Source organism: Paenibacillus sp. USDA918EY (assembly GCF_009870825.1).
Lineage (GTDB): Bacteria > Bacillota > Bacilli > Paenibacillales > Paenibacillaceae > Paenibacillus_AQ > Paenibacillus_AQ albilobatus.
In genome coordinates this window covers 1-11,755 of sequence record NZ_WTWY01000007.1, presented here as the reverse complement: position 1 = coordinate 11,755, position 11,755 = coordinate 1, and the positions used below count along the sequence as shown (strand labels likewise).

The following is an 11,755-nucleotide window of genomic DNA, read 5'->3' as shown; positions in this document are numbered from 1 at the left end:
TAGGGAATAAATACCGGAGAAGGTGGGGAAATGTCATGGCTCTGCAGATCGGAATGATCGGGACAGGTTGGTTCAGCAAGGTACACGCGGATTTGTTGGCGGCGGCCGAAGGCGTCAAGGTACGGGCTTTTTTGGGCACAAGCAAGGAGAAAGCCGATCGTATGGCATTGCCCTACGGGGCAGCAGGTTATGGCGACCTGACGGAAATGCTGGATACGGAGCAGCTGGACGCGGCATACGTTTGCGTGCCTCCGATGTCGCACGGGGCGATTGAACGGGAGCTGATCCGGCGCCGCATTCCGTTTTTGGTGGAGAAACCTCTCGGACTGGACGCGGAGCTTCCGCGAAGCATCATGACAGAGGTCGAGGAAACCGGACTGATCACTTCGGTCGGGTACCATTTCCGTTACCAATCCAACGTGGACCGGATGAGGGAGCTTCTTCGGCGGCAGCAATCGGGCATGGTTCTCGGACGCTGGATGGACGGCATGCCCGGCGCTGCCTGGTGGAGGAAGCAAAACGGTTCCGGAGGACAGTTTATCGAACAGACCACGCATTTGGCGGACCTGCTCCGTTATATGGCCGGCGAGGTGCAGGAAGTGTATGCGCTTTACGGCAGCCGCGTCAAACATGAGCAGGAGGAAGGCGTGGACGTGGCGGATGTAGGTACGGTCACGCTTAAACTGGAAAGCGGCCTGATCGCAAACATATCCAATACGTGCATATTGCCGGCGGGAACCGAAGCGGACGGCGTCGGACTGGCCTTTTACACGGATCAGGGAGTGCTGGATTGGAACCCGCAACGTCTATGCCGGATACAGCCGGGAGAGCGGACGGAATACCGCGAATCCACGAATCCTTACCAAAAAGAAACGGAAGCGTTCCTCCATGCGCTGCGCACGGGTGACCGCTCCCGGATCCGTTCCGATTATGCCGACGCGTTCAAGACGCAGGCCGTCACCTGCGCCGCGCTGGAATCCGCGGGTACCGGAAAGCCGGTACGCGTCGGTTATGAATGAGACTGCTCTTATGAGATGGCCGTCATGAAGGTTGCCACACCCAGCGTAAACAAGGCGGCCAAAATCATCGAAATGCTGGAGATCGTGCCGGATAAGGCGCTCATCTCAAAGGCTTTCGAGGTGCCCGCGCCATGCGAGCTGGTGCCGTACAGGATGCCCCGGGCCACTTCGCTTTCGATTTTGAACAGGCGAAGCACAAACGGCCCGATCACGGGACCGAGAAGTCCGGAAATGATGACGAACACGGCAGTGATGTTAGGCACGCCGCCGAGAACCTGCGAAACGTTCATCGCGATCGGCGTCGTGATGGAGCGGGGAATCATGCTCGTGACGAGCGATCCGCTCAGATGAAGCCACTTGGCCAGAACAGCCGACGAAACCATGGCGATACACGAACCGGTAAGCACGCTGACGATAATTTCGACGGCGTGTTTTTTGAGTACCTTGAAATTTTTGTACAATGGCACCGCAAATGCGACCGTCGCCGGCTGCAGCATGGTGCTCAGCCATTTGCCTCCGGAATTGTAGGATTCATAAGGTGTTTTGGCCCAGATCAAAATAAGGACAAGGATGATGGGCGTAACCAACAGCGGCGATAAATAAATTTTGCGGTATTTGCCGTAAATGCGCTTGGACACGAAATAAATGCCGAGCGTAACGAGCAGGCAGACAAGGCCGATCATCGCGAAGCCCTCCGTTCTTTTTGTTTGGCGATTCGGGATGCAAGCAGCCCCGAGCTCGCCATGACGATGAATGTGCTGAAAACGACCACGATCAAAATGCGGACCCCGTCGCTTTCCATCATCGGGATATATTTCATGATGCCGACAGCCGCGGGAATGAAGAACAAAAGCAGCTCCGCAAGCAGCCAATTGGCGCCGAGTTCGATCCATTCCAGGCGGATAACACGGGCTTCCAGCAGAATAAACACCACGATAATCCCCAGAATGCTGCCGGGAATCGGCAAATGCAAAAGTCCGGCCAGCTTGTTCATCAGCAGCGAAAATGCCATCAGTGCCGCCACCTGCACCGTTCCTTTGATCATGTTGTTCACAGGGATTCTCTCCTTTCATTTACGTGAAAATTTTACACCCCTTGTTTTCATGAGTAAAATGAATAAAAAGAATGATGATCATTCCTTTTTTCTATAATAAGGAGCAAGGTATTTGAACCTGACAAAGGCGCTTTGAAAGGAGTGCGAGACAGCCATGGATATCCGGCATTTGCAGTATTTTATGGAGGTCGCCAGGCTGCAGAGCTTTACGAAGGCGGCGGAGACGCTGTATATCACCCAGCCGACCATCAGCAAGACCATCCGTCATATCGAGGAAGAGCTGGGGGTGACGCTGTTCGACCGTTCCAACAAAAAAATCGAGCTGACCGACGCCGGCAAAATCATTTACGAGCAGGCGCAGCCGATTGTAAAAGCTTTTCAAAGCTTGTCCGCCGAGCTCGGCGATTTGAAAAATTTGCAAAAAGGGCATATCCGGCTCGGACTGCCGCCCATGGTCGGCTCCAGCTTTTTTCCCGAAGTGATCGGGCGGTTTCATAAAACCTATCCGCAGGTCACGATGCAGGTATTCGAGGACGGGGCGAAAAAGGTCATGAAGGACGTGGAGAGCGGACTGCTCGACGTTGGCGTGGCGGTTCTGCCGACCGACGAAAACCTGTTCCACCATTTTTCGTTCGTCATGGAAAATCTGATGCTGCTCGTCCATCCCTCCCACCGGCTGGCCGGACATGATGCGGTACCGCTGAACGAACTGGCGGAGGAAAGCTTCGTGCTGTTCCGGGAGGATTTTGCGCTGCATGACCGCATCATTACCGAATGCCTTCGCGTCGGATTTCAGCCGCGCATCGTGTACGAAAGCTCCCAGTGGGATCTGATCAGCGGCATGGTGGCCGCCAATCTTGGAATCGCGCTGCTGCCGGAAACGATCTGCCGCGAACTGGACCAGGAACGGATCCGCATTTTGCCCCTGATCAACCCCTCCATTCCTTGGCAGCTGGGCATGATTTGGCGCAAGGACCGCTACTTGTCGTTTGCCGCGCGGGAGTGGATTTCGTTTACGCAGAAGGTCTTGATGGGAGACAGGGAATAGACGGTCATCATTGACCGTCACAGACTGTAGACAAAGTACCGTCGACAGTCTATTTTTACGTTATTAGTTTACTAAATTACCGCGTTAATGTGATATAATAAACATATCATGTTTAGCGGGAGAGGATTTAGTTGTTACGAAAAACCAATGTTGAAGGCCGTACTCAAATATCACTTGTTTCTCTAGATGAGCTTGTTCCTAAAGATCATCTCGTTCGCAAAATAGAAAATGCCATCGATTTTAGCTTCATTTACGAGCTAGTTCGCGATGTGTATTGTGAAGATAACGGACGTCCTAGTATTGATCCTGTTGTTCTCATTAAAATCGCCCTTATTCAATGTCTATTCGGTATTCGTTCCATGCGTCAGACGATTAAAGAAATTGAAACCAATGTCGCTTACCGCTGGTTCATTGGCTATGACTTCAGTCAACCCATTCCCCATTTCTCCACCTTCGGTAAAAATTATGTTCGACGTTTTAAAGACACACAACTTTTTGAAGAGATCTTTGCCCGAGTCCTCGAAGAGGCTATGAAATACGGGTTCGTAAATTCAGATGCATTATTTATGGATGCTACCCATGTGAAGGCTAATGCAAATAAAAACAAATACCAGAAGGAACTCGTGCAGGAGCAGAGCAAACACTACCAGGAGCTGCTTCATGAGGAAATTGACGCAGACCGACTTGCTCATGGAAAGAAACCACTTCGAAAAAAGTAGAACCGCAAATGAAGGAGGTGAAGGTAAGCACAACAGATCCAGCGTGTGGACTATTCGTCAAAGGTGAAAAAGAACGCGTATTTGCCTATGGATTTCATACGGCATGCGACAAGAATGGATTCGTATTAGGCGTCAAAGTTACTGCGGGTAATGTCCATGATAGTACCGTATTTCAAGATGTACTTGAACAAGTTCAAGAGCATGTAGGCAAGCCAACAGCCGTAGTTGTAGACTCAGGCTACAAAACACCGTACATATGCAAGCATCTGTTTGATGCGGAAATTCGCCCTGTCATGCCTTATACAAGACCGAAGACGAAAGATGGTTTCTTTAAGAAATATGAGTATGTTTACGATGAACATTATGACTGCTATATTTGCCCCAATGAGCAGATGCTGACCTATGAGTTGACTAACAAAGAAGGATACCGGATGTACAAATCCAGCGCTGAAAAGTGTAAAGCGTGTCCTTTCTTAAAGCAGTGCACAGAGAGTAAGGATTTCACAAAACGAGTAAGCCGCCACATTTGGGCAGATTATGTTGAAGAGGCCGACCACTTGAGGCATACAGCAGAGAACAATGAGCTTTACTCGAAGCGAAAAGAAACCATTGAGCGCGTGTTTGCAGATATGAAAGAAAAGCATGGTTTGAGATGGACTACTTTGAGAGGGATTGAAAAAGTGTCTATGCAGGCGATGCTAGTTTTTGCTGCAATGAACCTTAAAAAAATGGCGACCTGGCTATGGAAGGCAGGTCGCTCTTTTCAAGATTTCGAGCTCAAATTCATTTTTCGATGGTTATTATTGATTTCAAACAAGGTTTGTCTTCAATCTGAGACGGTCATCATTGACCGTCATTTTTTTCGGGAAAGCCAAGGAAAAAGGCAAGTACACCATTGTTGGACTTTTTTATATATGTTTTAATTGACATAAAAATCGGAAAGGTTATATAATTAGGTTGCCTATTTAATTGGTAACCTAATTATTTTTTTGGTGTGGGATAACATCCCTTTATAACACGCTTTGGAAAGGAGGATGATCTGCGTCATGAACGACGATGGCAATAACCGGCAGGAACACGGCTGCCAGGCTGCAGAACCGCAGGAACATGATCGGCATCACGAAACCGTTGTCCAGCTGCTTCAGGCTGTCATGCGGTTTAACAGAGGCGAGTTTCGCCAGCGGGTGGTCGAAGGATTGAAGCTCAGCGAGATGGGATTGATGGTTTTGCTCATGCGGCATGTCGAGCCGGGTACCCCGGGACTGAAAGTGTCTGAGATCAGCGCGATGCTGCGCGTCACCTCTCCGACCGTCACCCAGTTCGTCAAAGCGCTGGAGAAGAAGAAATGGATTGAACGGACTCCGGATGAGGTGGATCGGAGGGTGGTTCGGATCAAGCTCAGCGAAGAGGGGCGGAATGTGATTTTACAGGCCCGTAAAGCGACGATCCATTCCTTCAAGGGGCTTGTCGATCACTTGGGCATCGAGGAAAGCGAGAAGCTGTCCGAGCTGCTGAACAAGGCCTATCAGTATTATGAAAGTAACATGCGGAATGATTCATCGGATGGAGGTGAAGTGCCAACATGCTAAAGCTGTTTCGGACTTTGAAGCCTTACAGCACGCCGATTCTGTTTGTTTTTTTGCTCGTATTCATCCAGTCGCTGTCGGATCTTTATTTGCCTACGTTGATGTCCGACATCGTGGATAAAGGCATCGTGCACGGGGATATCCCTTATATTTGGAAAATCGGCGGATTTATGCTGCTCGTAGCGTTGGGCGGCGCATTCTGTTCCATCGGAGCCAGTTATTTGTCGGCCAAGGTGGCGGGCGGTTTCGCCAAAAATTTGCGCAGCCGGGTGTTCCGGCATGTTCAGCATTTCTCCCTGCAGGAGTTCGACAAGCTGGGCACCGCTTCGCTGATTACCCGCACGACCAACGACATTACGCAGATGCAGCAGGTGCTGACGATGATCCTGCGGATGATGATCAGCGCGCCGATGATGTGCATCGGCGGGATCATTATGGCGGTATCCAAGGACGCGACGCTGTCGCTGGTGATCGTCGTGATCGTGCCGGTTTTGGCGGGGGCGATCTTTATCATCGCCGGAAAAGGGATGCCGCTCTTTAAAGCGATGCAGGTCAAGCTGGATAAGCTCAACCGCGTTTTGCGCGAGAACCTGACCGGCATCCGGGTCATCCGTTCCTTTAACCGGATCGAACACGAACAGAAGCGTTTTAATGAAGCGAACTACGATTTGACGCAAACGACGGTCAAAGTCAACAAAATCATGGCGGCCATGATGCCGATCATGATGCTGGTCATGAACTTTTCGACGATCGCCATCGTCTGGTTCGGAGGCATCCGGATCAGCAACGGCCATATGCAGGTCGGCTCCTTGATGGCGTTCATCCAATACGCGATGCAGATCATGTTCTCGCTGATCATGGTGTCGGTCATTTTCGTCATGGTGCCCCGTGCATCCGCGTCGGCAACCCGGATCAACGAAGTGCTGGACATGGAGCCACAAATCGTCGATCCCGCCCATTCGGCCGCCGAAGGCAAAGAAGGGGAAAAACGCGGTTACTTGGAGTTCCGGGATGTGACGTTCAGCTATCCGGGCGCCGAGCAGCCGGCGATCCGCCATATTTCGTTTAGCGCCGCACCGGGCGAAACGACGGCGATCATCGGCGGCACCGGCTCCGGCAAATCGACGATGCTCAGCTTGATCCCGCGATTTTATGACGTGGAAAGCGGCAGCGTGATGGTGGACGGCAGGGACGTCAGGGAAATGACCCAGGAGGAGCTTCGGGCTAAAGTCGGTTTTGTGCCGCAAAAGGCGGTTCTCTTTACGGGCACGATCGCGGACAATCTCCGCTACGGCAAAGCCGACGCCACGGACGATGAGATTCGTCAAGCGGCGGACATCGCGCAAGCGACTGAATTCATCTCCAAGATGAAGGACGGTTTTCAGTCCGAAATTTCCCAGGGCGGCAACAACGTATCCGGCGGACAGAAGCAGCGTTTGTCCATCGCCCGGGCGCTGGTCAGAAAACCCGAAATTTATTTGTTCGACGACAGCTTCTCCGCGCTTGATTTCAAGACGGACGCCAAGCTGCGCACGGCACTGAAAGAGGTGACGGCGGACGCGACCGTGTTGATCGTGGCTCAGCGGGCCAGCACGGTTATGGACGCCGACCGGATCATCGTGCTGGACGAAGGCCGGATTGCCGGCATCGGCAAACACCGCGAGCTGATGGAAACCTGCGACGTATACCGTGAAATCGTATCCTCGCAGCTGTCGGAGGAGGAGATTGCATGAGCGAGCAGAGAAGACATCCCGGCGGCCGTCCTCCGGGACCCCGCCATCCGGGCGGCCATCCCGGTCAGATGATGCCTGCCGAGAAGGCCAAGGATTTTAAAGGCACGCTGCGAAGACTTTTGGGTTATTTGCGGCCGCGCCGCGTGACGCTTGCCTTCATTTTTCTGATGGCGATCCTGAGCACCGTGTTCAGCATCGTAAGCCCGAAAATTTTAGGGAAAGCGACCACGAAGCTGTTCGAAGGCATCGTCGCCAAAATGCAGGGCGTGCCTGGCGCTTCCATCGATTTCGGCTATATTACGCAAATTTTGCTCATGCTGGTCGGATTATATCTGTTCAGCGCCGTCTTCAGCTACTTCCAGCAGTATTTTATGGCCGGCGTGGCGCAAAAGGTCGTGTACGACATGCGCGAGCAGATCAACCGCAAGCTCTCGCGCTTGCCGCTGAAATATTTCGATTCGAAAACGCATGGCGAAATTCTCAGCCGCGCGACAAACGACGTGGACAATATCAGCACAACGCTGCAGCAGAGCTTGACGCAGCTGATGACATCCATCGTCACCCTGGTCGGGGTCATCGTGATGATGCTGACGATCAGCCCATGGCTGACGCTGATTCTGATCGTGACGCTTCCGCTCAGCTTTATCGTGATCCGGATGATCGCATCGCGTTCCCAAAAGCATTTTATGGGGCAGCAGCGTTCCCTCGGCCAGCTGAACGGGCACGTCGAGGAAATGTACACCGGTCATAAAATCGTCAAGGCGTTCGGCCGCGAGGACGAGTCGGTGGCGACGTTTAACGAAATCAACGAAAAGCTGTACCATTCGGGTTGGAAAGCCCAGTTCATCTCCGGCATGATCATGCCGATGATGTCCTTTATCGGCAACATCGGTTACGTGCTGGTCTGCGTCGTCGGCGGCATTTTCGTGACGCATAAAACGATCACCATCGGGGACGTGCAGGCGTTCATTCAGTACGCCAGACAGTTCACCCAGCCGATCATGCAAACGGCGAATATCGCAAACATCATTCAATCGACGATCGCATCCGCCGAACGTGTCTTCGAGCTTCTCGACGAGCAGGAGGAGGTGCCGGAGGCGGCCGAAGCGGTGGAACTGAAAAACCCGAAAGGCGCGGTTGCCTTCGACCATGTGAACTTCGGTTATAAAGAGGGCGAAACGCTGATCGAGGACATGAACATCGACGTCAAGCCGGGACAGACGATTGCGATCGTCGGGCCGACCGGCGCCGGCAAAACGACGCTCATCAACCTGCTGATGCGTTTCTATGAAATCAATGACGGGGCGATTACGATCGACGGCGTCAATATTACGAAGCTGAAGCGCAGCAACCTGCGGAGCATTTTCGGAATGGTGCTGCAGGATACATGGTTGTTTAACGGCACGATCCGCGAAAATATCGCCTACGGACGCAGCGGCGCAACCGAGGAGGATGTGGTGGAGGCGGCCAAAGCGGCGCATGCCGACCATTTTATCCGGACGCTGCCGGACGGCTACGATACGGTTCTGAACGAAGAAGCCTCGAATATTTCGCAAGGGCAAAAACAGCTGCTTACGATCGCCCGCGCCATTTTGGCCGATCCGTCGATCCTGATCCTCGACGAAGCGACAAGCAGCGTCGACACCCGGACCGAGGTGTACATCCAAAAAGCGATGAACGAGCTGATGAAAGGCCGGACCAGCTTTGTCATCGCGCACCGCCTGTCCACGATCCGCGACGCCGACCTGATTCTGGTCATGAACGGCGGCAGCGTCATCGAAAAAGGCACGCACGAGGAACTGCTGGCCAAAGGCGGCTTTTACGCCGATCTGTACAACAGCCAGTTTACGGGCGGAAAAGTGCAGGAGGTCGGCTAGATCGGCCGATAAAACGGCCATAAAATTCAGGGATTTTGACTTGATCCATAAACGAGGACGCTCCGGATACGAGGGGCGTTCTTTTTTTGAAAATCTGCAAGGGTTTAATTCAGCGTCCACCGGGAATTGCCGGAATCGGCTTGGAAGCCAAAGCACTGCGCCTGCGGGACTATTTTAAGCAAAAAGGTTTACGTATGGAAATTTATAGATTAAAATGAGCCTTTGGAAAACTTTTGACAGCGCTACCATTTTCCAAAAAAAGTATAAAAAGAAAAGGGGACTCAAACATGTTTAACATCAAAAGCCGCTTCAAAAGGCTGGCGGGGTTCGCTTTGGCTTCCGTGCTGACCGTATCGGCAGCCGCCGGATTGCAGCCGGCAAGCGCCAAAGCCGAGGCAGATCAGGAGACGCACATTACGCTGCTGGCTACCTCCGACGTTCACGGCCGGTTTATGCCGTGGGATTACGCGATGGATACGGCCAATACGAACGGCAGCTTCACCCAGTTGCACACCCTGATCAAAAAGGTTCGCGCCGAAAACCCGAACACGATTCTGCTCGATGCGGGCGACGTCATTCAGGACAATTCAGCGGAGCTGTTTAACGACCAGCCGAAATCGCCGATGATGGTCGCGATGAACGAGATGGGGTACGATGCTTGGGCGATGGGCAACCACGAATTTAATTTCGGCCTCGATACCTTCGACAAAATTACGGGGCAGTTTAAAGCCGCGAAGCTGGCGGGCAATGTATACAAAGAGAACGGTGAACGTTTCCTGCCGGCCACGACGATCATCGATAGAGGCGGCATCAAGGTCGGCATCATCGGGATGACGACGCCGCTCATTACCGATTTCGAGAAAGACACCGATCACCTGAAAGGGCTGGTCGTCAAAAATCCGATCGATGAAACGAAAAAGGCCGTCAAAGAGCTCGAAGGCAAAGTCGACGTCATCATCGGCCTGATGCACATGGGGCTGGATAACGAAAACGCCCTGCCGGGCACCGGGGTGACGGACATCGCCAATGAAGTGCCGGAGCTGACCGCCATTTTCGCGGGCCATATGCACACGCTGGTGAAAAGCGCAACGGTCAACGGCGTGCTGATCGGCGAGCCGGACAAATACGGAACGCATGTGTCCCGAATCGATCTCACCTTCGTCAATAAAGACGGCAAAATGGTGCTGAAAGACAAAACGGCCACGGCCATTCCGGTAAAAGGCGAAGACGGCACGCCGGCGGTTTCCGACCCGGATCTGGAAAAAGAGCTGCTGCCTTACCATGAATTCGCCCGCAAGGACGCCAATATCGTCGTCGGCGAGTTGGTCGGTAAGCATAATATGGTGCCTGAAAATGAAATCAAGGGTATTCCGGCCGTGCAAGTTCAGGAAACGCCGCTGTCCGACTTTTTCAGCGAAGTCATGCTGCATTACAGCAAAGCGGACGTCGTGGCGCACCAGATCGACAATGATAAAGCCAGACTGGACGTAGGCCCGATCCGCAAAAAGGATATCGCCTACAACTATCAGTTCGCGCTCGGCGAGGTGACCAACTATAGAGTCACCGGCAAGGATTTAAAAGACTATATGGAATGGGCCGTAGGTTATTTCAACAGCACCCGTCCGGGCGACGTGACGGTCAGCTTCGACAAAAAGCGCAGATCCTCCAAATACAGCACCAACGATTTCTTCGGCGGCGTCAAATACGATATCGACTTGTCCCAACCTTACGGCAGCCGGATCGCCAACCTGAGACGTATGGACGGCACGCCGATTCAGATGAATGATACGCTGACGCTCGGCATGAACTCTTACCGCATGGACGCTTTGGTTGCCAAAGGCGGCGCGCTCGAAGGCCGCAAATTCGAAAAGCTGTGGACGTCGAAAGCGGAAAGCGCTTATGGCGAAACCGGCGGCACGATCCGCAACCTTGCGATTCGATACTTGAAGGAGGTCATGAACGGGAAATACGAAGCGAAACTCCAAAACAACTGGAAAATCGTCGGCGTCGATACGACCTCCAAAGAACGCGCGGACGTGGTGGAGCTGATCAATGCAGGCATTCTGACCGTGCCGGCCACGGAGGACGGCAAATATACCAACATCGCTTCCATCAATATCCTTGATCCGGTCAAGGCGGAGGACTTGACCTTGTTGGCGGAAAAAGCGGGCGTCGACCCTGCGCTGCTGACGGGCGTAAAAACGAACGGCGAGTTGTACCACGAACTGAACGAGGCGCGCAAAGCGGCAGCCAAACCGGAACAGCCGGTAGAAAAACCGGACAAGCCGGAGAAACCGGAAGCGGAAAAACCTTCGACCAAACCGGCGGAGAAACCGGACCCTGCCAAGCCTTCGAATCCTGAGAAACCGGCAAACCCGGCTCCGAAGCCGTCTTCCGGCAAGCAGGCGAAAATTACGGCGGATTTCCTGAACATTCGGGCAGGGGCTTCCGCCAAAGCAAAAATTTTGGGCGCGGCTCCGAAAGGAACCGTGCTTGAAGTGACGGGAACGGCGCCGTACGGCTGGGTGAAAGTCGTTTACCAAGGGAAAACGGCGTTTGTTTACGGAAAATACGTCACGATCCTTTAAAGCGGCATTTAAAGCATCATTTGAAATTTCATCACCAAAAAGAAGAGAGGGCACTCCCCGCCGGGAAGCCCTTTTCTTTTTCTGAAAATATTTCAGTTCATATTCAGTTCATACAGCTCTTTTATAATCGT

9 protein-coding genes and 1 pseudogene are annotated in these 11,755 nt (G+C 52.7%); 8 read left to right on the top strand and 2 right to left on the bottom strand.

What is annotated here, in order from left to right:
* Nucleotides 1–35 precede the first annotated feature (35 nt).
* Nucleotides 36–1,019: a Gfo/Idh/MocA family protein gene (locus GQY55_RS15780; RefSeq protein ID WP_160042838.1), complete on the top strand. Its 984-nt coding sequence runs from the start codon at nt 36–38 to the stop codon at nt 1,017–1,019.
* Between the two features lie 8 nt (nt 1,020–1,027).
* Here GQY55_RS15780 and GQY55_RS15775 read toward each other — a convergent pair whose 3' ends face one another.
* Together GQY55_RS15775 and GQY55_RS15770 are read right to left on the bottom strand one after the other, a co-directional pair.
* Entirely contained in the window at nt 1,028–1,702 is a 675-nt protein-coding gene (locus GQY55_RS15775) for a CidB/LrgB family autolysis modulator (RefSeq protein ID WP_160042837.1), read from the bottom strand.
* Nucleotides 1,699–2,073, bottom strand: coding sequence for a CidA/LrgA family holin-like protein (locus tag GQY55_RS15770; protein WP_160042836.1), 375 nt, complete (start codon nt 2,071–2,073; stop codon nt 1,699–1,701). The genes GQY55_RS15775 and GQY55_RS15770 overlap by 4 nt, the downstream gene beginning before the upstream one ends.
* A gap of 154 nt (nt 2,074–2,227) precedes the next feature.
* Here GQY55_RS15770 and cidR point away from each other — a divergent pair, with 154 nt between their 5' ends.
* From cidR to GQY55_RS15740, 7 genes and pseudogenes are all read left to right on the top strand, one after another.
* Entirely contained in the window at nt 2,228–3,121 is an 894-nt protein-coding gene (gene cidR, locus GQY55_RS15765) for a cidABC operon transcriptional activator CidR (RefSeq protein WP_160042835.1), read from the top strand.
* A gap of 131 nt (nt 3,122–3,252) precedes the next feature.
* Nucleotides 3,253–4,763: pseudogene (locus GQY55_RS15760) on the top strand (IS1182 family transposase).
* A 123-nt stretch (nt 4,764–4,886) separates the two neighbouring features.
* Complete coding sequence (locus GQY55_RS15755; protein ID WP_160042834.1) at nt 4,887–5,429, top strand: MarR family winged helix-turn-helix transcriptional regulator; 543 nt, start codon at nt 4,887–4,889, stop codon at nt 5,427–5,429.
* The gene (locus tag GQY55_RS15750; RefSeq protein ID WP_160042833.1) at nt 5,423–7,159 is read left to right on the top strand and encodes an ABC transporter ATP-binding protein; all 1,737 of its coding nucleotides are present in this window, start codon (nt 5,423–5,425) and stop codon (nt 7,157–7,159) included. Before GQY55_RS15755 ends, GQY55_RS15750 begins: the two co-directional genes overlap by 7 nt.
* Complete coding sequence (locus GQY55_RS15745; RefSeq protein ID WP_160042832.1) at nt 7,156–9,036, top strand: ABC transporter ATP-binding protein; 1,881 nt, start codon at nt 7,156–7,158, stop codon at nt 9,034–9,036. The genes GQY55_RS15750 and GQY55_RS15745 overlap by 4 nt, the downstream gene beginning before the upstream one ends.
* A gap of 86 nt (nt 9,037–9,122) precedes the next feature.
* Nucleotides 9,123–9,254: a hypothetical protein gene (locus GQY55_RS31820; RefSeq protein WP_268895024.1), complete on the top strand. Its 132-nt coding sequence runs from the start codon at nt 9,123–9,125 to the stop codon at nt 9,252–9,254.
* A gap of 234 nt (nt 9,255–9,488) precedes the next feature.
* A complete protein-coding gene (locus GQY55_RS15740) occupies nt 9,489–11,624 on the top strand; it encodes a 5'-nucleotidase C-terminal domain-containing protein (RefSeq protein ID WP_442953637.1) in 2,136 nt (711 codons plus the stop codon).
* Nucleotides 11,625–11,755 lie beyond the last annotated feature (131 nt).